This window comes from Streptomyces chilikensis (assembly GCF_001642695.1).
Taxonomy (GTDB): domain Bacteria; phylum Actinomycetota; class Actinomycetes; order Streptomycetales; family Streptomycetaceae; genus Streptomyces; species Streptomyces chilikensis.
The window spans coordinates 15,323-40,337 of record NZ_LWCC02000082.1 but is presented as its reverse complement, the minus strand read 5'-3'; the positions used below and the strand labels follow the sequence as shown (position 1 = coordinate 40,337).

The following is a 25,015-nucleotide window of genomic DNA, read 5'->3' as shown; positions in this document are numbered from 1 at the left end:
GACGGCCGCCACGGCCGGCGCGGCCGGCGCGGCCGCCGCGACGGCGGCCGGCGCGGCCGCCTCCGGGGCGGAGGACTGCGCCGAGATCCCACCCGCGCCGTTCGGCGACCCGGGCGCCGCGGAGAAGCGGGTCACGGTCCCCGGTGACGGCAGCGTCTGCCTCACCTTCACCGCCGAGGCCCCCGGCATGCACCGCGTCCTGGTGGACCCCAACCGCCAGGCCTACGTCACGGTCCTCGACGGCGAGGAGCCCGTGGAGTGTCACGACCCCGCCTGGGGCGCCGGCTGGTGCGACCTCCCGCGGGCCGGGGCCTTCACCCTGAACGTCGTCAACGGGGAGTGGGACGCCCGGGAGATTCCCGTGACGGTCACTCCGCTGGCCACCACCGAGGGCTGCGCGGAGGAGACGGGAACGTCCTACGACCTCCCTCCGGTCATCGGCACCTCGGCCTCCGAGGTCGGTCTGGTCTGCCACCCGTTCTCCGCCGAGCCCGGTGACCGGATCACCGTCGACTTCCGCACCACCGCCTACGGCGAGGCCGGCAGCTGGATCACCGACGAGTCGGGCGCGCACATCTGCCCGTCCTCCAACGAGGACGGCGGCAAGGGCTGCGTCCTGCCCGGCGACGGACCGTACCGGGTACTGGGGTGGGTCTCCTACGCCGAGCGCGGGTTCCCGGCCGAGTACTCCCTGAAGGTGCGCCGGCTCTCGGACCCGGCCGGCTGCGCGGACGTCCCGGTGAACCCCTACGGCTCCGCGCCCACCGAGGTCGAGCCGTCCACCGGCTGCAAGACCTTCACCGCCCCGGCGGCGGGACGCTACGGCGTGTACGAGGTCGCCTCCACGACCCGCGCCAGCCTCGCCGTCTTCGACCGGGCGGGCAGGACCGTGTGCGAGACGTGGGAGTCCCCCTGCTCCCTGCCGGAGGCCGGTGACTACACCGTCCTCACCGGCCACTCCACCCTGGTCGTCGACCGGGCCGGCAGCGAGGGCTGCGAGCCCGCCGGACTCGGCACCCGGGCGGGGGAGTTCACCGCCGCCGGGGAGATCGACTGTCTGACCCTGCCGCTGCCCGAGGGCGCCCGCGCGGCCGCCCTGACGCCGCTGCACACAGGCGGCCCCGAGCCCGACCTCACCGTCCTCGACGCCGACGGCGCCCAGCGGTGCTCCGACGACGACCTCGGTGACGGGAGCTGCGCGCTGACCGGCGCCGCACCGTTCCGCCTCCTCGTCTCGACCGACGACGACGAGCCGGCGACCGGCGGCTACCGCGTCGCCCTGCACCGCACGGACACGGTGAGCGACTGCCCGGTCCTCCCCGCCGGGAGCTTCGGCTCCGACACCGCCGAAGCCCGGTTCACCATGGGGGGCGGGGTCTTCTCGCACTGCCTGTCGATCCCCGCCGACGACCACAGCGCCGCGGAGATCCTCCAGCTGGAGACGGTCTCCGGCGGCTCCACCGCCCAGTTCACGGTGGTGGACGCGGAGGGCAGGCAGTCCTGCTACGTGAACCCCTCCCGGTCCACCTGGACGACCTGCCGCCTCACCCCCGGACTGGCGCACACGGTGCTGGTCAGCGGCCGTGACCACGAGGGCGAGTACCGCCTCGTCCGGCGGGACGTCACCGCGACCGCCGAGGGCTGCGCGGCCACCCCCGCCACCGCGGTGGGCGGCCCGTCCACGGGCGGCACCCCCGCCGCGCCGGGGCAGCTGCGCTGCCACCAGGTGACCACCGCGGCGGCGGGCGACACCCTGCACCTGGACGTCCGCGACCCGCTGGGCACCGCCAACATCCTGGCGTTCGACGGGGACGGCACGAGCGTCTGCTCCCACCGCAACCGCGCGTGCGCGGTCTCCGGCTCCACGCATTACCAGGTGCTGGTCACCGTCCCGTTGACGCTGAAGGCCGCCGAGTCCTACCGGTTCGACGCCCTGCGCATCGGCACGCCGGACGGGCCCGCCGAGGAGTGCGCCGACGTCCCGAGCATCGCCTACGGCTACGGGCCGATCACCGGCACCCTGGACGAGCAGCACACCGCGGTCTGCGCCGCGCTGCCCACCGCCTACGCGGACCGCTTCGACTTCGTCGTCAGCGACACCGCGGGCGGTACCCGGACGGCCGTCCCCGCGCTGTACGACGCGAGCCGTGACAACGGCTGCACGCTGTACGTCCCCACCGGTTACCGGTGTTCGGTGAGCGAGCCGTACTCGCGCGAGGTCTCCCCGAGCGTCCTGGTCGTCGGTCTGCCGGAGGACGCCTCACGGACCGAGTACCGGGCGGAGCTCGTCTGCTCGTCCACGATCTGCGGCACGGAGAAGGTCGGCGTGGGCACCGTCGCCCCGCTCACCGGCGTCAGCGGGAGCAGGACCGAGGTGACCGTGACCGGCACCGCCCTGCACGAGGACGACAAGGTGCGCATCAGCCGGTCGGGGAAGCAGGTCGAGTCCACCGGGACCGAGGTCGCGGCGGACCGGAGGTCCATGACGGCCGCCCTGGACCTGACCGGCCTGGAGCCGGGCGCCTGGAGCCTGAGCGTCATCACCCACAACGGGTGGGAGTACGCGAAGGGATCGTTCACGGTGGATCCGGCTCCGCTGGAGAACACCGCGCCGCCGGTCGTCACCGGCGCGGCCCGGGTCGGGGCGAAGCTCACCGCGACCACCGGCTCCTGGACCCCGGCCGCCGACTCGTACACCTACCGGTGGACGGCCGACGGCCAGGCCGTCGAGGGCGCCACGTCCGCCACCTTCACGGTTCCCGCCTCGCTGCGGGGCAAGAAGGTGGGCGTGACCGTCACGGCGGTCAGGAGCGGTTCGCGGAGCACCACGGCGCAGTCCGCCGCGCGCACCGTGGTGGCGGCGTTCCGCGACCACGCGGGCGCCGGCGCGGTGCCGGACGGCGTCGGGGACCTGCTCACGCTGAACTCCAGCGGCGGGCTCACCTTCCAGCAGGGCTCCGCCGGCACGGGCGCGTTCTCGGGCAGGACCAGTGCCTCGGGCTGGCCGACCTCCGTCAGGGCCGTCCCGTTCGGTGACGTCGACGCCGACGGCTGCAACGACGTGCTGGTGCGGATGTCCGACGGCTCGCTGCGGTCCTACCGTCCGGCCTGCGGCAAGGCCCTCGCGCCGTCCGCCCCGTACGTGTCGCTGGGAACCGGCTGGAACCAGTACGACCTGCTGACCTCGCCGGGCGACGTCTCGGGCGACGGGCGGGCCGACCTGATCGCCCGTCACTCCTCCACCAAGGCGGTCTACCTGTACAAGGGCACCTCCGGCGGCAAGCTGTCGTCGCGGGTCAAGCTGTACGACAAGTGGACCTACAAGAAGATCCTCGGCGCGGGCGACCTCGACGGCGACGGGCACGGAGACCTGCTGGCCCAGGACTCCGCCAACGACCTGTGGCGCTACCACGGCACGGGCGGAGGGAAGTTCGCGTCCCGGGTCAAGGTGTTCGACGCCTGGGGCTCGACGTACAACGCCGTGGTCGGTGTCGGTGACATCACGGGTGACGGAAGGGCGGACCTCGTCGTCCGCGACACCTCGGGCAACCTGTACCGCAACAACGGCAACGGCAAGGGCTCGTTCTCGAGCCGGGTGAAGATCGCCACCGGCTGGCAGGGGTACAAGGCCTTGTTCTGACCGGACCGGACCGCAAGGGCCCCGGCCGCGGGATTCCGTCCCGCGGCCGGGGCCCTTGGGGCGACCGACGCCGAGCGGCCTCGTGCGCCCTGAGAGGATCAGGGCATGGCGGACTCACCCCTGCGGATCAACGCCCTCATCGTCGATGCCGCTGACCCTGAGCGGCTTGCGGCGTTCTGGTCCGAACTGCTTGGCCGGCCAGTCGTGGGCCGCATGGGCCCTTACGTGTGGCTGCGGCGTGAGAACGGCCTGGGACTGGGCTTCCAGCGAACCGGCGAGCCCAAGCCGGGGAAGAACCGTATGCACTTCGACATCACCTCCCCCGACCCGCCCGCGGAGCAGGAACGCGTCGAGGCGCTCGGCGGGCGCCGGCTGGAGGAGTACGACGCCGGCGGGTTCCTGGTGATGGCGGACCCCGAGGGCAACGAATTCTGCGTCATCCCCGAAGGGCCCTTCGAACTCGATGACGAGGGGCGCGCGGACTACCTCGGCTGACCGGCCGTCCCTGCCGGCCGGCCGGTCGGGACGCTGAAGCGCTCAGTATCCGAAGGGCGGATGGCGGCCGGGTCCCGGCCCTCGGGAAGACGAGGGCCGGGACCCGGCGAGCGGGTCAGGCGCGCCGACGGCGGCGCATCAGGGACAGGGCGCACGCGCCGGCCGCCACCAGCGCGACACCGCCGCCGGCCAGCAGCAGGGTGCTGGAGTCGCCACCGGTGGCGGCGAGGTTCTCGGAACCCCCGGCCTCGGAGCCCTCGGCCCCGGTGACCTTCTCCTGGCCGCCGCTCTTGGCCTCGGCGCCCTCGGGCAGGCCGTCGCCCGCGTCGGTGTCCGTGCCGGTGTGCTCCGGAGCGGGGGCGGCGGTCTCCTCGGGGGCGTCCGCGACGGCGGAGAGGTCCTCGCCGTTGAGCGAGACCTTGACCGTGGCGCCGCCGTCGCCGGAGGAGGTGACGGCCAAGGAAACCTTGCTGGCCACGTCCTTGAGGGACGTGATGGCGTCCGCCTCGGCCGGGGCGTCGTTGCCGGCGGTCTTGTTCGCCTCGGTCAGGTCGATCAGCGAGGAGGAGCCGTAGTTGCCCTTGGGCACCCGGTAGGCGTGCACGCCCTCGAGGTTCTGGTCGAAGGAGCCCGCCGCGTGGCGGTACTCGACGACGAGGCGGTCCTCGCCCATCGGGATGTCCAGCGCGCGGACGCCGTCGCCCTCGCCGTGCAGCGAACGCAGCTTGTACGTACCGGACTCGGTGACCTTGACCGCCTCGCCGTCGTCGAGCCAGCCGGCCCGGATCATCTCGGGCGCGGAGATGCCCATCGCCGGACCGCCGCCGCCCATCATCGACTTGGCGCTGGTGCCGTTCGTCTTGCAGTCGACCAGGTTCCCGTCGGTGCACACGGAGCGCATCTGGTGGCCGAGGCCCAGGTTGTGCCCGAACTCGTGGCCCACCACGCCCAGTCCGCTGGCGGTGCCGTAGAGGTTGATCCAGGTGTAGGGGCCGGGGACGGAGCCGAGGCCGGCCCAGGCGCAACCGGTCTTCTGCGCGGGGAAGACCATCGACAGGCTGTCGTAGTCCTCGCCCCGCACCAAGCCCTTCTCGGCCAGCGCCTTCTGCGTCAGGGTGTTGATCTCCCCGTGGTTGCAGCTCGCGGCCATCGGGAGCTTGATCGGCCCGACGAACTGGTCGTCGACCACGGGCACCACGTTGTACCGGCCGCGCGACAGCTCGGAGAAGAACGAGGCGAGCGAGTCCTTCTTCGCGCCGAAGTAGGTGTCCGGCGTGCTCTCCTTCACCTTGTCGGGGTACTGGAAGGAGCTGTCGGAGAACTCGACCAGGACGGGCAGCACCTTGCGCTCCACCGTGGCGTCGTCCGCGTGCGCCGTGGTGGGGATGAGGCCGGCGGTCAGCGCGGTGATGCCGGTGGCCAGGGCGATGCGGCCCAGGGCGGATGTCTTCATGGATTCATTTCCTTCGGAAGGTCTGGGGGGGGAGTGCTTCCGAGAGGGAGGAGTCCGCCGTCCGCAGGCCGTCCCGCGGCTTTGCGATTCTTTTACCTTCCAAGGAGTGTGGGCTCGAAGAGGAACCTCATGGAGTCGGATCCGTAGTAGTAGCGCGTGGTGCCGACGGCGGAGCCGTGCGCCTGGTCCTTGTCCGCCTTGGCCCACTCGACGAGACCCAGGTAGCGGGTGCCGGTGTCGTCCCGCAGGGCCGCCTCGCCCTTCGCGGTGTCGGTCCACAGGTTCCACAACTGGGTCGCCCGCGCGGCGTCGCAGGGCTGCTGGGTCACCGGCGCGTGGTCCTCGGTGCTGCCGGAGCGCGTCAGGCACTGGCCGGTCGCCTCGTTGCGCACCTGCGTTCGCGCCCGATCCCCCGCGAACGGCTCCAGCAGCAGCCAGCGCTGTGCCGCGCCGCCGTCGCAGGCGGCCTCCACGGGCCGGACACCGGACTGCGCGGCGCCGCCCGGGATCTCCATGCAGCTTCCGGTCGACACGAAGCGCAAGGTGCTCGGCCCGCCCAGGGCGGAGAGCCGCGGGCTCGGGGCCGCCGAGGGCGACGGGGACGCGGACTCCTCCGGTGACGGGCTCGCGGTCGCCGAAGGGGCCCGCGGGGCCGGGGCGGCGGAGGAGGACGGCGGGGCGGCGGAGGACGGCCCGGCGCTCGCCGCGGACGCCGGACGGTCGGGTTCCTCCCCGCCGCCGGGCCACAGCGCCCAGCCGCCGAACAGCACCGCCGCCGTGCCCGCCGCGAGGACCGCGGCCTTCGCCCCGGTCACCCCGCCGCCCGCGGCGGAACCGGACGCCGTCGTCGCCGCCGCGGCGCGTGCCTCGAGGTAGCCGCGCCCGCCGTACAGCAGGAACGCCGCCGGGAGCACCACGCGCAGCCGCTGGTTGAGGTCGGTCAGCTCCCGGACCGCCCTGCGGCAGCGCCCGCACTGCTGCAGGTGCCGGTCCAGGTGGGCGTCCCGGCGCGGGCGGGCCCGCCGCACCGCCGCGGCGAGCCGCCCGCTGCACCTGCGGCACTCCTCGTCGACCGCGCCCTGTTCGGCGTGCGCGGCCAGGTACGCCTCCCGCAGCCCCTCGCGGGCCCGGGCCGTCAGCGAGGACACCCCGCTGGGGGCGAGCCCCAGCAACGTCCCCACCTTCGCCGCGGGTTCCTCCTCCACGACGGAGTGCCAGAGCACCGCCCGCCACCGTTCGGGCAGGGCGCGGAAGGCGGCCGCGACCAGGCCGTCGTCCACCGCGCGCAACACGCGGTCCTCGCCGCTCGGCCCGTGCTCCGCCGGGCCGCCGTACGGGGCCGCGGTGTCCAGCCACTCGTCGAACTCGGGGGCGAGGTCGACCCGTCGGGCCCGCTCCGCCCACTCGGCCGCCGTGTGGCGGACGACGGCCAGCAGGTAGGGGCGCCACGCCTCGGTGGGGCCCTTTCCGTCGCGCACCGCCTGCACCGTGCGGGTGAACGCCTCCGAGGCGAGGTCCTCCGCGGAGTGGGAGTCGCGGCAGCAGGTGCGGGCGTACGCGAGGACGGCGTCGGCGTGGCGGCGGTAGAGCTCCTCGGCCGCGCCCGCGCCCGCCGCGCCGCCGTCGCGCAGCACGGCCGTCAACTGCGCGTCGGTCCGCCCGTCACCGGCGACGACACCCGGCGCATGCCGGCTCCTGACGGCGTTCCGCCGCCTCCGGTCGGTGACGCTGCGGTTGCTCATGGGCCTGCACTCGATCCGAATCCGTATGACAATCGGCGCACAGTCTCGCACGGTCATCGGGGAGCGGTGCTCCTCCGGAGCCGGCACCGGCGACATGGCTCCGGACGCCACGCTCGGCCGACATGCCCGCCGACGTCAGCGAAGGGCCGGCGAGCGGTCGCGGTCCGGGACGCACTCCCGGCATCGCTGCGGATCCGGTCCGCGATAACCCCGGTCGCACTGCTCGCAGTTGCGCAACGGGTGCCGCTCCGGTGGGCGCTCCGCGGCGGGCAGTGGGACGCGAGCCGGCAGGGGGGCGGGCAGGTCCGCGGTCAGTCGGTACGCCACGAACGCGGCGGGCCTGCGCAGCCCTTCCTCGGGCAGTCCGTGGAGCATCGCCCGCCGAACGGTGTGTGGGGTGGCCTCCCTCTCCAGCCAGGCGACGACGCCGGGTGTGAGGTGCTCCACGTCGCACGCCGACAGCGTCAACTCCGGTGCGTGACGGCGTAGTCCGGTGAGCAGTTCCACGGCTCGCTCCACCAGCTCCGGTCGGGAGAAGTGCGGTTGCGGCACGGCGGGCAGGGGCTTGCGCTTCTTCCGCCCGGCCCCGGACCCGGACTGTGGGGAACCTTCGGGTGCGGCCGACCCCGCCTGTTCGTCCCGTCCCGCTTCCGTTCCGGCCCCGAGGGTGGACGGGGTGGACGGGGTGGGCCGTGCGGTCGGGTCGGTCGGGGTGGGCCGGTCGGTCGGGTCGGTCGGGTCGGTCGGGGTGGAGGCCGGTCCCGTCGCGAGGTCACGGCGACCGGCGGCACCCGGCTTGTCGCAGTACACGGTCCGCGTGACGATCCGCCCGCCGGCGACGCGTGTCCGCTCGCGCCGCAGGTACCCGTGCCGCTCCAACTCCCGCAGTGCGGCGGCGATCCGGGTCGTCCCCTCGGATCTGTCCCGCGCCAGCGTCTTGATGTCGACCCGCGCCCCCGGCGGCAACGACTGGATGTGGACCGCCACCCCCATCGCGGTGAACGACAGGTCCCTGTGCTGCGCGAGGTGGTTGCCCACGACGGTGAAGTGCGAGTCGTGCCGGTGCCTCTCGTGCACGACCCCGCCACACCGGGAGGCGTCATGCGCGCGCCCGGTACGATGCGTTTTACCCATCAGGAAGCGTTCTCTTCCTAGGTGGTCAGGCCCTCGTCCGGGATTGCCGTCCCGGCGGGGGCCGTCTCGTGTCTGCGGTTGTCTGGCCCGATCGTAAGCCCGCAAACCACCCTCAACGCGCCCACGTTGGCATATTCACCCGCTCGTGTGAGCGTGCCGCCCCGCCGCGACGGGAGGAGGGAGGGGCTTGGCTGGTGGTTCTTTCCCCCAGTTCTTTGTCTGTGGAGCCACCCGAAGCCCCGGAGCACGGAAACCCAGCACCCGGTCGCATCTCTCCAGGCAAGGCCCACCGGGGGTACAAGCCCTGTTCTGACCGGACCGGACCTGATCAGGCCGGGGCCCTTCCGGGTGCCCGGCCCGCCGGCCGCGCGCGGGCCGGGCCGGCGGCGACCAGCCCCGAGGATTGACGCCCGCGGGGTCCGGCGCGAACGGTCGAGGACGTGCTAGGCATGGCCTCATGGCCATCCCGCACGTTGACCTCACAACCACGCAGTACGCGCTGCTCGCGGAACTCGAGCTCGCCCCGATGCCCCGTCGGGCCGCAGACGTCTCTGCTCGCGGTCTGTCGGCGGAGGAGGTGTTGTCGGACGCCGTACCGGGGCTTCTGTGGTTGGGCCTGATCCAGGAGTCCGAGGACAGTCTCGCCATCACCTCCGCCGGTACGGCGGTCCACTACCGGGCCGAGCACGAGAAGGCGGTGTGCCGGCTCGCGGAGGTCGCGGCGTTCGCCGACGTGCTCGAAGCGGAGGAGGCGACCGCGATCGACCGGCGGCGCGTTCCACATGCCCTGCGCCGGCTGGCGCAGGGCACCGTCTCCCTGGAGGAAGCGGTCGGCAGCATACGGGCCACCACCTGACCGTCCCATCGGTTCAGCCGACGTCATCCTGGGCGAACAGTCCCTTCAACAGGGAGTTCTCCCGCCGGGCCTTGCGGGCAGTCTGCTGCACGGGCAGCACGCCCGCACTCGTGAGGTCCTTCTCCGTGATCACTGGACCGTCCAGCACCTCGGCCAGCAGCTCTCGTTGTGCGGGCAGCAGGTCCACCAGGCGCCGGAGGACGGAGAGCAACTGGACCAGTTCCTCCGTCCATTCGCCGGGCCAGACCTCTACGTGGATGTCGTCCAGCGGGCTCGTCCTCTTGCTGTTGGGGGAGGCCTTGCGGTACCCGAACCACTTCTTCAACACCGGCATTCCGCCCACGTCGAAGTTCCACACCGCCGTCGGCACCGGGGCGAACGAACCCTGTCCCACGTGCAGGGTCTCGGTCTCGGCGTCATGGCGCATCCGCTCCGGCAGCGTCGTCCCGATGTGCGTCAGGTAGCGGACCTGCCGGTGGTCGCCGACGGGGAACTCGACGCCCCTGGCGGGCCGGCCGGCCTCCTGGCAGGCTCCGTGGTCGCCGTAGGTGAGCGCCCACAGGACCTCGGCGCCCAGGGAGACCGCTTTCTCCCACGTCTCCTTGGCGCGGGTGAGCGGAAGCCGTACGCCGGGCGTCAGCAGCTCCTCGGTGAACCGCTCGGTGAACGCGGAGTGCCCTGCCACGGCGACGGTGTACGCCGCGAGGTCGTGCACCGTGATCTCCTTCCCGAGGCCGAGCGCGGCCGACAGGTGGGCGAGGAGTCCTGCCGGGACGTTGGCGGTCCCGTCGGGGTGGAGGAGCGGCATGCTCCTGCCGCCGCGGCCGTTGAAATGGTGGGTGTCGAGGATCAGAGATGTCGCCATCACGGCCGGACCGGATTCGATCACGTGCGAGGACTGCTGGTTGAGGAAGAGCTGGCCATCCCGCATCGCCTCCCACAGATCCGGGCGCGCACGGTCGAGCACGCGGTGATCGGCGACCAACCACTGCCTGTCGAAGCTGCGCAACGCGACACGGGTCATGTCCGGTTCGGTGCGCATTTCTTCACGGAGCGAGGAAAGGCGGGCAGGGTGACCTGACAGAGGCTCGACGGTGCGGTCCAAGCCGCGGGCATCGGTCTCCTTGAACAGCTCCGCCTTCGCCTCCGGGTCGGTCTCCCGGACCAGCCGCGACCAGCGGCGCCGGAGGATGTCCGGATGGGGCGCTGTGACCCATGACCGGTTGGCCTTCACGCCAGGGCTCCCCCAGGGGAAGAGGTCGTCCAGAGCGGGAAAGTCCTCCCACCCCGACTGTGTGGCCGGGGTGAAGGGCCGGACGTCCTCCTCGTGCACGTCACGCCAGCCCTTGTCGTCCAGCCCCATGGCCCTGAGCTGGTCGAACTTCTCCTGCCGCTTCCCCGACAGGGCCCGGTAGTGGATCCGTGCCGGCCGGGTGGCGTCCGTGTCGGCCCGCCGCACGAAGAGGCAGATGGCGAGAGGCTGGGCCACCTGGGGGAAGATCCTGGTGTTCACCTCGGGGCGCACTCCCTCGGGGGTCAGGTTGATGATCCAGCCCTCGTCGCAGGTGCGCCGCAGGTAGTCGCGCATGCCGCGGCCGCCCGGCCCGGTGGCGAAGCCGGACGGGGTGATGAAGCAGACGACCCCGTGCTGGTCGGCCTCGTGGGCGTCGAAGACCTTCCAGGTCGCCCAGCGCCAGAAGTAGACGTACATGTTCTTCAGGACGTGCTCGTACCGGCCGTTGCCGGGCCGGCGGAACGCGTCCAGCAGCGGGGGCTCCTGGCCCTTGGGCCGCTTCTCCACCCACCCGCCCCGGTTCTCCGCCTTGTCGTCGTACGGCGGGTTGCCGATGACGACGGTCACCGGGATGTCGCCCTTCACCTGGTTCGCGCGTTGACGCATGGCCGAGAGCGCGTCATAGGTGGAGGCCAGCTCCTGCTTTTCGACGTGCGGGTTGTCCAGTGTGTCCGTCACGAAGAGGTTGAGCCCGCCCTCGGGCAGCGGAACGCCGTGGTGCTTCAGGAGAGCGGAGGCCCGCATCTCGGAGACGGCGAACGGCCCCATCTGCAGCTCGAAGCCGTAGAGGCGGCCGGCGAGCCGGCCGATGGCGTCCTTGGCCATCGCAGGGCCGCTGCGGTCCGCGGCCTCCGTGGCGACCCTCTCGATGACCGTGTGGAGGAAGGTGCCGGTGCCCATCGCGGGGTCGACGATCCTCACGTCCTCCTCGGCGTAGCCGCGCGTCTTGCCGAGCCGGGTGCGCAGGACATCGTCGGTCAGCCGCACCATCTCCTCGACCACGTCGAGCGGCGTGTAGTAGGAGCCGCTCTTCTGCCGCAGGCCGGCGTCGTAGACGGTGAGGAAGTTCTCGTAGAGGTGGAGGTAGGCGTCGCGGTTTCCCCGGCGGATGGTCGCCCAGTCGACGCTGTCGATGGTGCGGAGCAGCAGCTTCAGGGTGACCTCGAAGCGCTCGTTGACGTTGTCGGTGAGGAGTTGCAGGGCCTTGCCCATCAGCGCGTGCCCGGTGTTCAGCCTCCGGCCGATCTCGTGGAGGTTCGTGTCCGTGAGGTCGATGTCCTCGGTGCGCGCCAGCAGCAGGGCGAAGGTGACGGTCTGGGCGTACCCGTCGGCGAACGTGGCGTCGTCCGCGGTGGGGAACAGCAGCTTGCGCCAGTCGTTCTTGAGTCCGGAGAACGGCCGGTTCCGCGCACCGCCCTCCTCGTCGGGGGACTTCGCCTCCGCCGCGAGCTGTTCCCGCACGGCCCCACGGAGCAGCCGGCAGAGCGGCGCCACGTGCTGCACGAGCGCGGAGACCTGCTTGATCGGGCGCGGTGCCCAGGTCAGGAAGTTTTGGAGCAGCAGGTCCAGGGCCGAGGGGTCGGCCGGCGTGAGCTTGTCGCCCGCCGTCTTCAATGAGCCGGTGAACCGGACCGTCTCCCCGACCTGGACGCCGTCGCGGAACAGGCGCCATTCGGTGCCGTTGGTGTAGAGCAGGTTGGGCAGGTCGCGCAGACGCTCCCACTGCGCCTTGTTGCGGCCCGTGAAGGTCTCCGGGTCGACGCCGAGGCCGGGCTTCTTCACCTCGATGTAGCCGTTCACCACGCCGTCGACCCGCACCGCGTAGTCGGGACGGACCCCGAGTTCGGGGATGGCGACCTCGTCGTGCCAGCTGACCTCGGCGAGCGAGTGATGCCTGCCCACCGTCGCCAACAGCTGTTCCAGCGGACTCCGGATGGCGGCCTCCGGGCCACCTCTGCCTGCCAGTTTGACCTTGCAGGCGGCTCCGAAGGCCGAGACGGCTTCACGTAACCAGTTGTACGGGCTGAGTGACACAGTTCCCCCCAGGGAGCGTCCAGCGCCCAAGATCAACCGTGGTTGTATCAAGGGCACAGCGGATGGTGCATCCACGCGCCCTGGCCATGGCTTCACTCGGCGGGCGGATGCAGGAAACAACGCCTTCACTTCGTCGAAGGTGCTGTCGGATTGCGCCCCGTTGTTCGAGGGGGTCGCCGGGGCAGGCATGATGGCGCTGCCTGCCCCGGCCCCCTCCCGACGGGGCGGGTGATTCAGCTCATCGAGGGCTGATCCGCGGTCTCGGCGGCCGCGGCCCGCTCCGGCCCGGCCTGGGCGGGAAAACCCGCCAAGGCGGCAGCGGCCGCGAGCTCCCGGTCGAGCGCGTCGACTTCCCCCCGCCACACCCGGATATGGACGTCGCCGGGGCCGAGCTCGTCGTGGTGGTACTTGCACCCCCGGCACAGCTGGGCGTACAGCGCGTCGACACGGTAGGCGAGAGCGTGACCCACGTAGTGGCGGAGGCAGAGCCGCTGGGCACGCATGCTCAGTTCGGGGAGGTTCTTGTTCCGGGGCTCCAGCGTCCTGGCGACGATCAGTTCCAAGGCGATCCGGAGGGCGTAGGCGGCACCCCTGCGGCGGCCTACCGGGGTCAACTGATCGCCCAGGCCGCCGGCGAGAAGGCTGTCCGAGGTCGCGAGGAGCTGAGTGACCCGGTCGGGGGACGGAAGAGTCGGCGTGGTCGGCATCAGCCCCGCACCTCCGGCTTGCGCAGGCTCTTCGCGAGCTTCTCGACGTCGCGGACGAACTGGACCGGGTCCTCCGGGAGGAAGCCCATCGGGTGGGCGCCCTTCTGGCACTGCCAGATCAGGGTCGGGCTCTGACCGCCGTGAAGGGCCTTGAGACGGCTCCGCACCTCCTCGTCGGGGTGCACGACCCCGTCGTCGAAGAGAGCGAAGGAGGCGAGCGAGAGGAGCCGGTCGGTCGCGTCGATGGCAGCCTGCAGGCTCTCGGCGGACTGTCCCGACCGGCGCCGGCGCGCCCATGCCGCTTCGACGACGGCCCTCTCGAGCGCGTCTCGGCACAGCGACGGCACCACGTGCGTGAGCACCTCCTCAGGGCAGTCCCTGGTCAAGGCCAGCGCCATCGCGTCGTCGATGGCCTCCACGACCGGGTCCGTGGCCGTGTCGACCTTCACCTTGGACCGTTCACCCCGCTCCACCTTCAGCACCGTCACCGGCAGCCCCTGGCTGCGGAAGGCGTGGGGGAGCCGGGTGTCGTGGGTGAAGACGACGACCTGCCGCTCGCGGCCGAGTTCGTCGAGCACCTGGGCGAGACCGTCGACCTTGGCGAGGTCCATGGACTGCACCGGGTCGTCGATGACGACGAAGCCGAACGGGCTGTCAGCCGTGGCGACGCGGGGCAGGAACAGGGACAGCGCGAGGGAGTGCAGCTCGCCCTGGCTCATCACGCTCAGGGCGGGGGCATCGGTGCCGTCGACGGTGACGTCCATGATGAGCTTGCGGATGGTCGCCTTCTCGGTGCCGTGCAGCCCGACCTTCTTGAGGCCGACGCTGCTCTGCCGGCGGAGCTTCTCCCAGATGTGCTGGGCGCGGCCGTCGAAGGCCTCCAGCTGACCGTCGCGGACCTCTGTGGTGAGTGCCTTGATCCACTTCAGGGCGGCGTTGACCTGCGTCTTGCGCGGCTTGGCCGCCTGGGCCTCGCGGGAGAGCTTGACCCACTCGGCGAGCAGGTCGACGGCTCCGCGCCAGCGTTCGTCCATGGCGGCCAGTGCCTCGCGCGCCTTCCTCGCGACGGCCTCGGAGGCGTCGGCAAGGGTCACGGCGGCCTGCCGTGCACGCGGGACGAGCTCGACGGGGTCGCTGACGCTCCGGCACTCGGACCACACCAGCCACGGCTCGGTGAGCGCGACAGGGATCTGCGGCGGGACCATCATCATGTCGTGCAAGGCGGCCATGGCGACGCGCAGGCCGGAGTCCGCCTTGCGCACCGCCGCCGCATCCTGGAGCGCCGCGGCGATCTCCCGTTCGACGCGCGTGGCCCATGTCCGGTCCAGGAGCCGCTCCGACTCGCAGACAGGGCAGGCCACGTCGTCGGCGTGGCGCTCGCTGAAACGCAGGGCGGCCGTGAGCAGTTCGGCGCGAGTGTTGGCGGTCTCGGCGGCGGTTCCCTTCAGGGAATCGATGTCGTCGACGGCCCGCTGCAGGGCGTCCAGCCGTGCGGTGACCTCGTCGAGAGCGGGCGCCAGGGCCTCGGCCTCGGCCTCCCGCCGCGCTTCGGAGAGCCGCCCCTCGTCAGCCGTCGAGACGCCGACGATCAGCGCGTCAAGGGTCGCGTAGTCGGGGCCACCGCCCTTCTCGTCCATGGCGATGAGGGCCTTGAGTGCCCGGTCGTCGTCGCCGACCGCGTTGAGCGCGTGTTCGAGGAGCGGCCTCTTCGCCTTCTCAGCCGTCTCGACGGCATCGATCTCCTTCTTCATGGCCGTCAGCCGCTGGGAGGCCTCGTTGAGGTACTCGAGGCCGAGGATGGCGGCGACGTTGTCGTACATCTCCATCGGCCTGCCGTTGATCATCTTGCCGAGGTCGACGTACGACAGGAACGGACGGTAGTTCCGCATCGCCGCGTCCCAGCCGACCTGCTCGAGCGGCACAGGGCCGTGTCCAGGCCGCTTGAACACGGTCTCGGAGTCGGCGAACGTCTCACCGGCCCAGGTACGGGTCAGAGTGCTCCGCGACCGGTCGTCTCCGACGACGAGTTGCGCCTCGACGCTGGACCGCTCGTCGTTGTGCAGGTTGCGCCACTTGGCGACCCGGTCCTTGCCCTGTGCCCAGCTCGCGTTGGTGCCGGTGAACAGGGTCTCGATGCCCTCGGCGAGGCTCGACTTGCCGGATCCGTTCGGGCCGACGACAAGGGTGACGCCGGGGCTGGGCCGCAGGTGCAGCCCAGCCTTCGAACCGATACCGCGGAAGCCGGTGACCTCGACCTTGCCGAGGTAGACGGGGCCGGCGGACGTCGTGGGAGCGGTGGCGCCGGCGGAGTCGCCGAGCGCCTGGCGGAGCAGTTCCTTCACCGGCTCGGCGAGCTTCGCTCCGGCCAGCCGGCTCTCGACCAGGTCGGGCAGGGGGAGTGAGGTGCTCGGGTCGATCGTGTTCACGCGGTGCCTCCCGTGGTGTTGGACGAACGGACGAGCACCGACAGACGGAGCGGCTGGGCGTCAGACGGGCCGCCTGTCGACGCAAGCACCGTAGGAGAGACGGAAGTTCATGCATCCTCGACAGCTTGATAACTGGGGTTATCAAGCAAATCTGAGAAACTATTAGGTGATCTCACTTGAAGGTCATAGCCTGCTCACGCAGCAGGTCGAGCCGCCGACGTAGCCACAACGTGCGCTGATCCGCAGCCAGTTGTCATGCCGTCATTCGCCACGGCACCACCACCCGGAAGGGGATCGCCATGTCGTCCAAGATCAACCTTATTGAGCACGACAGCGTCGAGGAGGCGCTCGCCCAGGCTGTGAGCCAGTCCATCGCCATGGCCGGCTCCACGCACATCCCCTGCACGATCTTCAAGCAGGGCGAGCGGACCATGATCTCGACCGCGCTGCCGTTCCTGTTTCTCGCGGACTCGACCAAGGTCCGCATGCACTCGGCCACCAAGGGCAGCAACCCGGCCCAGGCCCACAACCGGCCGAAGATGCCGGACCACGTGAAGTCGATCCACCAGTACATGCTCAACAACCCGGACGACTACTTCCTGCCGCCGGTCACGCTGAACGTCGCCGAGGCCACCGTCCACGTCGTCCGCGGGTGGAGCGGGGCGCCCAGCCTGGCGTTCCTGGTGATCTACAGCAACACCCGGTTCTCGGTCACCGACGGCCAGCACCGCCTGACCGCCATCGCCGGACAGGAGGGGAAGTCGGGCGTGCCCCGGATCTTCGATGTCAACGAGCGCTTCGAGAACGACAGCATGGCCGTCCTGATCGTGGTCGAGGGCGACCTGGAGCGGGTCCACCAGGACTTCGCGGACGCCGCCCAGACCAAGGCGATCCCCGCCTCCATGCTCGCCGTCTACAACATGCGCGAGCCCATGAACCGGGTCCTCAACGACATCGTGAAGGGCACTCCGGTCTTCCACGAGCGCGTGGACATGACGTCGACGACGCTGCCCAAGAAGTCCCAGAAGGCCTTCCTCCTCAACCAGGTGCGGCAGATGGTCAAGGCGATCCTGTTCGGCGACGCGGCGCTCGGTGAGGACCAGGTCTCCGCCCGCGGTGTCGAGGTGATCGGCACGGCCGAGAAGCAGGAGAACGAGATCCGCAAGGCCCTCGTCCTGACCGGCATCCTGTGCCGTCACATGGAGCCGTGGACGACGATCGTCACCTTCCCCGTCAGCGGCGACGCCGCGAACCAGATCCCCGAGCTGCGGGAGCGGTACCTCAACCTGACCGGCAGCGGCCTCCAGGTGATCGGCCGGGTCGCTCACGACATCACCAAGACGGTGACCGACTCCGCCGAGCGCGAGCGGCTCTACCAGGCCCTGGCCACCGAGATCGACTGGCGCCGCAGTGCCGACATCTGGCAGGGGAACGTGATCCTCGCCGAGGGCAAGGTCGCCACCAACCGTGGCCCGGTGAACATCGCGGTCGAGAAGGTCAAGCGCGCCCTGGGACTGGACCACAACGCGAAGATCATCGAGAAGGCCGAGACCCCGGCCGGGATCCCGGCTCAGGCCGCGGGCGGGACGACCGGCGCCGAGGCGCTCTCCTTCCCGGTCTGAGCGGAGCGTGAGCCCAAGGGGCCTGCCGCCGCACGCGGCAGGCCCCTTGGGCGGCCGACGACACGAGGGGGCCGATCCGGGCCTCCACCCGCGGGCAGGCTCACCCTGATCGCCAGCCGTCCGGCAGCTGAGTGGGCACGGTGGGATGGTTCTCGCAGTCGAAGGCCTCGACGACGACGTGGGCGGAACGCAGGAGATAGGTGAGACGGTTCTTGTCGTCCCGGTCGTTCGTCAAGGAGTCGCTCATCATGCCCTGGAGCGGCATGCCGTCCTCCTGGCCCTCGGGTGTCTGAGGAACCTTGCACCTGACGTGGACCGAGCGCAGCGTCTCGTCCCTCGTTCCCGTCCAGAGGACGAGGCGTACGTCCTGATTCACGGAGATCACCCGGACCCCCTCGCCCAGCTGCTCGGAACCGGACTCGAGCTTGTCGAACCCGGATATGGAACCCCCGTAACTGATCTCCACCGATCGCGCTTCCACCTTCGCGCCGACCGGGCCTATCTCGCAGACGGGAGGGTCGATCGACATGTGCGTCTTGTCGGCCTTCGACGGATCCCAGGCATAGGCACTCGACTGGTACCACCGCTCGGCCTTGGCGAGATCCAGCCGACCCTGGGTGCTTTCCTCGACCGGGACCGGCGCCGCTGCCTCGGCCCACTCGACACCCTCCCGGCCGATCAATGTCTCACAGGCCGACAGCGCTTTGCGCGGGGCGACTACGCTCCCGTCACCACTTCCGTCGCATCCGGTGACGGCGACGACCAGCAGAGCGCTGGAAGCCACCGCCGTCCTCACCCGCGATCCCGGCATCCTCAGCCCACCTTCACGATGGTCATGTCGGTCGCCTGCACGCCGTCGTTGTACACGCCACGGGCTTCACGCAACAGCGTCGCCACGTCGTCCTCCGGCACACGCTGCTCCTCCATGTAGTTCTTCAGCGGGATCATGGCACTGTTCTGGCCTGCCAACAGGGCATCCTGCACCGAAGCGATGGCCTCCACATCGTTCTTGAACTCGTTCTCCTTGAGCCAGTCGACCGTGTGGTTGCTCATCATCGTCTCAGCAGCGCCGCCGGCCGTCTCGTAAGCGATCGGAACGGCGATCGCGGCCGCGCCCGCTGCGGGGACCATCACTGCCGAGCCCACCCCCACAGTCGCTCCGACCAATGCGCCAACGCCGAACTCCCGCCAGTTGGCCTGCTTTTCCAGCGCCATCGCCCGCTTCTCCTCCTCGTCCGCGAAGTCGCCGGCGATGGCTTCCGCTCGCGCGCCGTCGAACATGCCGTGCATCATCACGCTGTGCATGCCGGCGTTCACCACCGCGGTGTGGTTGTCCCCCTGGCTCGCCATCAGGCTGACGCCGTAGATCTGCTGCGTGGCCGCCAGGGAACCGTGGGCGTCCTCGTCTGCGGCGACGGCCCTGAGGAAGTTGGTCGCGTAGCCTTCGCCGAGGTCGCGCAGTCCGTTCTGCTCCGCCCTGAAGAACCCGTCCCGGTCGGCGAAATCTCCGGCGCCCCCGAAGTTGGCCATGGAGTAGTTGAGCGAATCGATGTGCCCGGCGGCGATGCGTCCCAGACTGTCCGCGATGCCGTCGTGCTTCTCCACCGCGTCTGCCGAGGGATACGTCGCCATCACCTGCTGGAGGAGATTCAGCCGCCCCTCCCGCGCTTCTCGCTGCGCCGCCGTGTCCAACGGGGGAATCCTCGGCTCCGACTCGTCGTAGCCGTACCCGAGGGTCGCCGACTCGAGGGCGTGGCCCAGGCTGTCGTAGCCGATGTGCTTGCGGTCGAACGTCTTGATCCATTCGCGGGAGTCCGTGCCGTCGCCCATCAGGTACTCGAAGTTGTCGAGCTTGTCATCGCCCTTGCCCGTGCTGCCCTGGAAGAAGCCGAGCGACGCCTCGGGGTTGTGGCCCAGCGCCTCCAGATAGCCGACCAGCGGGTCGTTGGGCCTGGGCGCCTTCGGCTCGGGATAGTCGAGGGAGGCGGTGTCGATCCAGCGCTGATCGGGGTCCAGACCGCCTTCGCGCTCGCTCGTGATCAGGGCCGTGCCGTAGTCCCGCAGGAACTTCGACTCGAACCGGCCCTCGTGCATCAGGCTGCTCATGATCTGGAAGCCGGTCGGGTTGGTCGCGGTCAGCGCCGTCTCCAGGGGCACCGGACCCGTGCCGCCCAGCGGGAACGACTTGCCGCCGGCCGCGATCAGGTCCTTCTTCCACGCATCCATGGCCGGGCTGTCGACGTGCGTCGCGCTGGCCAGCGACAGGCTCAGGTTTTCCTGCACCTGCGCCAGCAACTTGGCGCTCTCACCGTCGCGTGACCCGGTGGACGGCGCGGCCAGTTCGCGCCAGAACTGCAGTGTCCCTTCGGCTCCCAGGCCGGTGGCGAAGTGCTCGGTGAAGCCGGGGTTGTCACGCTGGTACTCGAGCATCGCGTTGAAGCGGGCGATCTTCTCCTCGCTCCACGATTCGACACCCCCCGCCTTGATCTCCTTCACCCACTTCGCGGCATCGGCCGCGCCCTGCTGCCGGTCGGCCTCCGCGAGGTTCTTCGCACCGCCATCGGTGAAGTCGTACGGGGCGGCTGTGAGCGCGCGCAGTGCACGCGCTGCGATCCGGTCCACCTCCGCCGCGCTGTGAAGGATGTGATCGACCCTCTGCTGTGCCAGGGCGATGTCTTCACTGTTGGGAACCTGGGGAGGCTCTCCTGTGTCCACCACCGGGCTGGACGGCCCGACATAGCTCACCGTGCCGCTCGGCTCGACCATCATTTTGCGCTGCAGCAACTCCTCCGTCAGGTCACGCAGTTCTGTCTGATGCTTGCCGAGCCGGGCGTGCACGTCCCTCAGGATGCCCAGCACGCTCTTCGCCTGGGCTGCCGCATCCCCGAACTGGTCCGCGGTCCTGGTGACGAAGGCGCGGGACACGGTCGCGTTGACGCCCTTCCAGTCCGCGGCCTCCGCCCTGGCCGCGAGATCCGTCGCGTTCACTCCCCCCTCGCCGCCATCGGCGAGAAGCTGGAGCCGGTGCAGCATGGTCTTCCAGTCGTCCACCGCGGCCTTCAGCGTGCCCAGGCGCAGATTGCTGAGCTCTCCCGCGGTCAGCTTGTCCCCCATGGCGGTTGCTCCCCTCGCCGACGCTTACTTGAAGTAGTCGTTGATCCGCGACACCGACATCAGCCGGCCGCCCGCGTCCCGCATCCCCGTCACCACGTGGTCCTCGTCCTTGGCGTGCTGCGCACGTGAGAAGTCCAGGTGGTTGGAGATGTGGGCGCATGCCTCGAGCAGCGTGCGGAGCTGGGTGTTCCACGCGTCGTGGACCTCGGTCAGGGCGGAACCGGTGTCCAGGCCGTCGTTGGCCAGGTCGACGGACGCCCGGAACGTGGCAGGGCGGGCGAAGTCGCCGTCGCGGTGCAGGCGCTCCCGCAGCTCGAAGGCCATGTTGCCGAGCTTTCCCAGCTGATCGTCGTGAACGACCAGGTCCTCCCCGCCGGCGCCGCCTCCACCGCCGGCAGGGGCATCCAGTTGGTTGAGCCGCATCCCCGGCTCCGTGCGCGCTGCGGCTTCCGCCTTCAGCTCCGCCCACTCGTCCCACGCCACGACCGTACGTCCTCCCCGAGAGACCGAGCCGGCACCGGCCCAGCCTGAACAGTCAGTCACATCAGTCGCAGCAGTCACGCGGGCTGGGCGTTCACCGCTTGTATCGCCGGTGGCGTGATTCGCTCGGCTCTGCTCTGCCCGGCAGTAACTGCCGTGCGTGAAACGGTGCCCTTTGAACTGGGCGACGGGGCGTCGGTCGATCGTCCGCACGCCACTCCCCGCGCGCACCGTCGCTCTCCCTGACGACACGGACTTGTCCGAATCCACCGACCGCAGCAGCGGCTGGAGACCAGCCTGGCGAAAGGGCTGGGCACCGAAGTCCCTGGTGCTGCTCGACGGCCGTGCAGGGGGCTTGGGTCTCCGGTGCACACGCCACTCAGGCGATCACGTAGTCGGCCCAGACGGTCTTGCCGGGGCCGCTCAGCCGTGGGCGCCAGCCCCACGCACTCGCCAGGTGCGACACCAGGATCAGCCCGCGGCCGTTCTCCTCCTCCGCGTCGGCGGCTCGCGATGGGGACGGGCGTCGGGGCAGGCGTTCGGCGCGGGTGTCGGTCACCTCGACGCGGACGACGTCCGTGTCGGCAGGGGCGTGGACGAGCAGGTGGAAGTCGCGCCCGGGAACGCAGCCGTGGCGTACGGCGTTGGCGGCGAGTTCAGCGACGATCAGGACGATCGCGTCGTGGGCGTCCGAGCCGTACGGGATGCCCCAGGCGTCAAGCCTGACCGCTGTCAGGCGCCGGGCGAGCCGGACCCCACGAGGGGTCGACGTGAAGCGCATGTCGAGGCTGGGCTCGAGTGCTTGGCCAGTGTCCGAGCCGATGCCGAGGGCGGGGCCGCCGGGTTTCGTCGTCATGCCTTCCACGCTTCCGCCCGTCGCGTAGCGTGAACAGTGGTGACGCAGCGACACCAGTGGCTTGTACGCGGGGTGTGTGCGTGAGTAGGCGCTGTGCGGCGTGACGGCCTTTGGGCCGGGGCGTTGGCACGGGAGGAGATGGTGGTGGACGAGGTGGAGGGCATGGCCCTTGAGGACCTGCCGACCGAGGAAGCGGGCGCCGCGGACGTGGGGTCCGCCGACGGCCCGGCCGGCGGCAGCAATGCCGGCCGCCAGACCGACGGCGACGCCGGGCAGGGCATCGTCACCGCGTTCGGGCGGACGATGAAGACGCTACGCGTCCGCGAGGGGATGGAGCGCGAGGAACTGGGCAAGCGCCTCGGCTACTCGTCCTCCACCATTGCGGCGTTCGAACAGGGACGGAGGATCCCATCACCCCGGACTATCGAGCGGGCCGATGAGGTGCTGCGGGCTGACGGGCTGCTCTGTCTGTGGAAGGAGCAGGTGGAGCGGGCGCAGTACCCAACGTTCTTCCAGGGGATGGCGGCCCTGGAGAAGGAAGCCGTTGAACTGGTCGCCTATGACACCCTGGTGGTCAAGGGCCTGCTGCAGACCGAGGACTACATGAGGGCGCTGCTTGACATGAGGCGCCCGCCACTTGATCAAGAGACCATTGAGCAGCGAGTAACGGCCCGGCTGGCTCGGCAGGATATCTTCGAGCGCCGACCGGCTCCGTTCCTTAGCTTTGTGCTCGACGAGTCGATCCTGCGCCGCCCGTACGGCGGACGGCATGTCCTTCGTGGACAGTTGGAGCACCTGCTGTTGATCGGGCAGATGCGGAACGTGGAGATTCAGATCATGCCGGTTGACCGCGAGGACAACGCCGGCGTGAACGGCCCCTTCACCGTGGTCACCCGCAAGGACGGCAAGAAGTTCGTGTACGCGGAAGCACAGGGCATCGGATCGCTGCAGACCGAGCCTGAACAAGGGGTTCTCGCCGCCGCACGATATGGGATCATCCGATCACAGGCTCTCCCTCCGGGAGAGTCACTGGAACTCATCGAAGGGGTGCTGAGATCTCTATGAACGCTGCCGAGTCCCTGACCGTGCGGTCTGGCCTTGTCTGGTTCAAGAGCAGCTACAGCGGCACCGAGGGCGGCGACTGCGTGGAAGTCGCGGACAGCGGCACCGCTATCTGCGTCCGCGACTCTAAGACCACGGCAGGCCCCGTGCTTCTGGTCTCACACGAGGCATGGTCCGGGCTCGTCACTCTGGCCTCGTCGGAGTTGCCGGCCTGATCGCATCGAAGGGGACATGACCCGGCCACAGTGCCTCTTCGCATGCCCCCTTCACGTGAGTCAGAGCCTGAGGACCCCGCGCCAGGTCCACTCTGCGGCGAGGACGGCATTCTTCAGCGGGTCAGTCATTTCACGGGTATCTAACCGGTAGGTCTCGACGCGACGTCGTTCGCCATGGGAGCCCTGTTCCGTCTTCCACCGGCGGAAAACGGCAGGAGCGGAACCGCGACCGTACTGCGCGTTGGCGTTGCTGGCCGAGCGGTTCTCCCACCGCTCGTGGAGGACCCTCACCTCGTGCCGATCGGCGTCCAGGCGCATGCTGGACCTCAGTCTCACCCCACCCTTCGCACCTCGCACTCCGCCACGAGGTCGGCCCTCTCCGCAGGAAGAGCGGGGCGTACGCGGTAGATCACGCCAGGACCGTTGAGCGCCAGAATCGCGGCCCGGACATCATCGGACGACCGCGGCGCCACGGCACCCTCCGGACGAACGGTGCCCGTCAGCTTGTCCCAGAGTCGACTCACGGTCAGTCCTCGAATTCTGCGGCGTTGGGAGATACGGTACGGACGAAGGTCAGGAATTCCAATCGGACATGATCGTGGCGTAATTTCACTGAGCCGCGGCGGCAGTCAGGGACAAAATCATGAGATAGCCTGGCAAGCCCTCACCACTGTTGGGGCTCACCGTGAGGGGGCATTACCTGCTCAGCGCGGGAGTTCAACCCATAAAGCCTGCCGCACTCGGGGTCACAACGGAAAATGAAGGCTTTCGCCTTGTCCGCGAAGGATGCCGCGGGCTTACTTACCTCAGATCTGGAAATTACGATCAACCGTTTCGGCAGTTCATCGCCGGCGGCAGCCGCAAGACCGTTAAAGCGTTGAACATCGGACGTGTACAGAGTTTTATCCCTGTCGTGCCATACGAAATGGAACGTGTCCGACTGAAGAGGGTTGTCAACATCACCTTTCTCGATATCGTTGAAACCGAGAAGGCGTAGTTGCTGGTGTATTGACTCGACGATCCAATCGGCCGACAGGTGGTCAGAGTGAGTGCGTGTGTCATCCGGGAAGAGGGAGATCTGACCGTCCAAGTCGGCATACAGACGGGGCGTCTCCTCAAGGGCTTCTGGAGACCATGGGCCCTCAGGCTCCCAAGTTGCCGGCCCATCCGCAAGCAGTTGCGCAAGGGAGGAGAGGGACATCTGCCCGCGCGGCACTCCGGGTACAGGAAGTCTTCGACGTTCTAGAGCCCGTCCGAGGTCCACGCGTCCCCAGCCGTTCAGTTCAGGTGCGTACACGTGCATCATCCAACCCAGATGCGATGTAAGAGAGATCCGGACGACTGTGTCATGGGACTCGGCCTCGACGTAGTTTCCGTTTAGAATCTTCAGCTTCGGCTGATCGTCATCTTCAGATGCCATAAAATACCGGTTCCCTCCGACTACCCGTCGAACGGTTACCTCCTTCGCGTCCAGCAGGTCAGCAAGTTCCGTGAGATCTGTCGGCTCGCTTTCTTGCCAGCGCCAAGGTGACGCCAATGCGCAGCCAGACAAACGAGCCTCGGCCAGTGCGTGCAGGGCATCGACGAGAACCTCGTTGCATGTACTGATGGGCCAGATCGACGTCTTGTGAGGTCCCAGCGGGTCCATAACAGACCAGACGGGAGTGCGCTTCAGGTGCACCATCCCCAAGCCGACCCCGTCATGCTCAGCAACGGCAATCCTCAGCACGCTATACCCGTTGGACTCCTTCAGTTCGGTGCGCTCGATCAACTCGGGATGCCGGTCATGCATGGAACCTTCCAAGTTCTTCATCCGCATGTAGTGAGCAAATTGACTGAGCATGTCATGCGTGGGAAAAGACAAGTTCGACTCCCCAGGGCGCGG

The 25,015-nt window shown here is 69.7% G+C and carries 18 protein-coding genes; 6 read left to right on the top strand and 12 right to left on the bottom strand.

Translation table 11 applies throughout. The annotated features are described in order from the left end of the window. A partial coding sequence (locus A2U95_RS32890) for an FG-GAP-like repeat-containing protein (protein ID WP_240957788.1) occupies window positions 1-3,640 on the top strand: 3,640 nt, incomplete at its 5' end. A gap of 105 nt (window positions 3,641-3,745) precedes the next feature. After that, a complete protein-coding gene (locus tag A2U95_RS23190; RefSeq protein ID WP_166026366.1) occupies window positions 3,746-4,135 on the top strand; it encodes a VOC family protein in 390 nt (129 codons plus the stop codon). A 115-nt stretch (window positions 4,136-4,250) separates the two neighbouring features. Here the strand turns inward: A2U95_RS23190 and A2U95_RS33425 are convergent, their stop codons facing one another. From A2U95_RS33425 to A2U95_RS23175, 3 genes are all read right to left on the bottom strand, one after another. Next, complete coding sequence (locus A2U95_RS33425) at window positions 4,251-5,588, bottom strand: LAETG motif-containing sortase-dependent surface protein (RefSeq protein WP_166026364.1); 1,338 nt, start codon at window positions 5,586-5,588, stop codon at window positions 4,251-4,253. Between the two features lie 92 nt (window positions 5,589-5,680). Then, a complete protein-coding gene (locus tag A2U95_RS23180) occupies window positions 5,681-7,330 on the bottom strand; it encodes a sigma-70 family RNA polymerase sigma factor (RefSeq protein WP_166026361.1) in 1,650 nt (549 codons plus the stop codon). 135 nt (window positions 7,331-7,465) lie between these two features. Continuing rightward, entirely contained in the window at window positions 7,466-8,407 is a 942-nt protein-coding gene (locus tag A2U95_RS23175; protein WP_240957785.1) for a helix-turn-helix domain-containing protein, read from the bottom strand. Between the two features lie 514 nt (window positions 8,408-8,921). On the opposite strand from A2U95_RS23175, the gene A2U95_RS23170 reads away from it, so the two are divergent. Continuing rightward, a complete protein-coding gene (locus tag A2U95_RS23170) occupies window positions 8,922-9,320 on the top strand; it encodes a hypothetical protein (RefSeq protein ID WP_166026357.1) in 399 nt (132 codons plus the stop codon). A 13-nt stretch (window positions 9,321-9,333) separates the two neighbouring features. On the opposite strand, the gene A2U95_RS23160 is transcribed toward A2U95_RS23170, so the two are convergent. From A2U95_RS23160 to A2U95_RS23150, 3 genes are all read right to left on the bottom strand, one after another. Next, complete coding sequence (locus A2U95_RS23160) at window positions 9,334-12,516, bottom strand: type ISP restriction/modification enzyme (RefSeq protein ID WP_240957782.1); 3,183 nt, start codon at window positions 12,514-12,516, stop codon at window positions 9,334-9,336. Window positions 12,517-12,881: 365 nt separating this feature from the next. After that, window positions 12,882-13,355 carry a hypothetical protein gene (locus A2U95_RS23155; RefSeq protein WP_166026353.1) on the bottom strand — a complete coding sequence of 158 codons (474 nt, stop codon included), beginning with the start codon at window positions 13,353-13,355 and terminating at the stop codon, window positions 12,882-12,884. Next, a complete protein-coding gene (locus A2U95_RS23150) occupies window positions 13,355-15,781 on the bottom strand; it encodes an AAA family ATPase (RefSeq protein ID WP_166026351.1) in 2,427 nt (808 codons plus the stop codon). Before A2U95_RS23150 ends, A2U95_RS23155 begins: the two co-directional genes overlap by 1 nt. 299 nt (window positions 15,782-16,080) lie before the next feature. Between A2U95_RS23150 and A2U95_RS23145 the strand changes: the two genes are divergently transcribed. Further along, window positions 16,081-17,403: a DNA sulfur modification protein DndB gene (locus tag A2U95_RS23145; RefSeq protein WP_166026349.1), complete on the top strand. Its 1,323-nt coding sequence runs from the start codon at window positions 16,081-16,083 to the stop codon at window positions 17,401-17,403. A 100-nt stretch (window positions 17,404-17,503) separates the two neighbouring features. Here A2U95_RS23145 and A2U95_RS23140 read toward each other — a convergent pair whose 3' ends face one another. The 4 genes from A2U95_RS23140 to A2U95_RS23125 form a co-directional block, all read right to left on the bottom strand. Beyond that, entirely contained in the window at window positions 17,504-18,187 is a 684-nt protein-coding gene (locus A2U95_RS23140) for a hypothetical protein (protein WP_166026347.1), read from the bottom strand. 29 nt (window positions 18,188-18,216) lie between these two features. After that, window positions 18,217-20,517, bottom strand: a complete 2,301-nt coding sequence (locus tag A2U95_RS23135) for a hypothetical protein (protein WP_166026345.1) — start codon at window positions 20,515-20,517, stop codon at window positions 18,217-18,219. Window positions 20,518-20,541: 24 nt separating this feature from the next. Continuing rightward, the gene (locus A2U95_RS23130) at window positions 20,542-21,000 is read right to left on the bottom strand and encodes a hypothetical protein (RefSeq protein WP_166026343.1); all 459 of its coding nucleotides are present in this window, start codon (window positions 20,998-21,000) and stop codon (window positions 20,542-20,544) included. 376 nt (window positions 21,001-21,376) lie between these two features. Then, window positions 21,377-21,853, bottom strand: coding sequence for an ATP-binding protein (locus A2U95_RS23125; protein WP_240957780.1), 477 nt, complete (start codon window positions 21,851-21,853; stop codon window positions 21,377-21,379). 138 nt (window positions 21,854-21,991) lie between these two features. Here A2U95_RS23125 and A2U95_RS23120 point away from each other — a divergent pair, with 138 nt between their 5' ends. Both A2U95_RS23120 and A2U95_RS23115 read left to right on the top strand, forming a co-directional pair. Then, complete coding sequence (locus A2U95_RS23120; protein WP_420857039.1) at window positions 21,992-22,918, top strand: helix-turn-helix domain-containing protein; 927 nt, start codon at window positions 21,992-21,994, stop codon at window positions 22,916-22,918. Next, window positions 22,915-23,130 carry a DUF397 domain-containing protein gene (locus A2U95_RS23115; protein ID WP_166026341.1) on the top strand — a complete coding sequence of 72 codons (216 nt, stop codon included), beginning with the start codon at window positions 22,915-22,917 and terminating at the stop codon, window positions 23,128-23,130. Before A2U95_RS23120 ends, A2U95_RS23115 begins: the two co-directional genes overlap by 4 nt. A gap of 60 nt (window positions 23,131-23,190) precedes the next feature. Here the strand turns inward: A2U95_RS23115 and A2U95_RS32875 are convergent, their stop codons facing one another. Both A2U95_RS32875 and A2U95_RS32870 read right to left on the bottom strand, forming a co-directional pair. Beyond that, window positions 23,191-23,448 carry a hypothetical protein gene (locus A2U95_RS32875; RefSeq protein WP_240957778.1) on the bottom strand — a complete coding sequence of 86 codons (258 nt, stop codon included), beginning with the start codon at window positions 23,446-23,448 and terminating at the stop codon, window positions 23,191-23,193. Window positions 23,449-23,794: 346 nt separating this feature from the next. After that, window positions 23,795-24,994 carry a hypothetical protein gene (locus tag A2U95_RS32870; RefSeq protein WP_240957766.1) on the bottom strand — a complete coding sequence of 400 codons (1,200 nt, stop codon included), beginning with the start codon at window positions 24,992-24,994 and terminating at the stop codon, window positions 23,795-23,797. Window positions 24,995-25,015: the final 21 nt, after the last annotated feature.

What these genes read in the sequence shown, in the direction of transcription:
- A2U95_RS23115 (WP_166026341.1), top strand. Translation starts at nt 22,915, where the DNA reads ATGAACGCTGCCGAGTCCCTGACCGTGCGGTCTGGCCTTGTCTGGTTC.
- A2U95_RS23190 (WP_166026366.1), top strand. Translation starts at nt 3,746, where the DNA reads ATGGCGGACTCACCCCTGCGGATCAACGCCCTCATCGTCGATGCCGCT.
- A2U95_RS33425 (WP_166026364.1), bottom strand. Translation starts at nt 5,588, where the DNA reads ATGAAGACATCCGCCCTGGGCCGCATCGCCCTGGCCACCGGCATCACC.
- A2U95_RS23170 (WP_166026357.1), top strand. Translation starts at nt 8,922, where the DNA reads ATGGCCATCCCGCACGTTGACCTCACAACCACGCAGTACGCGCTGCTC.
- A2U95_RS23125 (WP_240957780.1), bottom strand. Translation starts at nt 21,853, where the DNA reads ATGACGACGAAACCCGGCGGCCCCGCCCTCGGCATCGGCTCGGACACT.
- A2U95_RS23120 (WP_420857039.1), top strand. Translation starts at nt 21,992, where the DNA reads ATGGTGGTGGACGAGGTGGAGGGCATGGCCCTTGAGGACCTGCCGACC.
- A2U95_RS32875 (WP_240957778.1), bottom strand. Translation starts at nt 23,448, where the DNA reads ATGCGCCTGGACGCCGATCGGCACGAGGTGAGGGTCCTCCACGAGCGG.
- A2U95_RS23180 (WP_166026361.1), bottom strand. Translation starts at nt 7,330, where the DNA reads ATGAGCAACCGCAGCGTCACCGACCGGAGGCGGCGGAACGCCGTCAGG.
- A2U95_RS23145 (WP_166026349.1), top strand. Translation starts at nt 16,081, where the DNA reads ATGTCGTCCAAGATCAACCTTATTGAGCACGACAGCGTCGAGGAGGCG.
- A2U95_RS23135 (WP_166026345.1), bottom strand. Translation starts at nt 20,517, where the DNA reads ATGGGGGACAAGCTGACCGCGGGAGAGCTCAGCAATCTGCGCCTGGGC.
- A2U95_RS23155 (WP_166026353.1), bottom strand. Translation starts at nt 13,355, where the DNA reads ATGCCGACCACGCCGACTCTTCCGTCCCCCGACCGGGTCACTCAGCTC.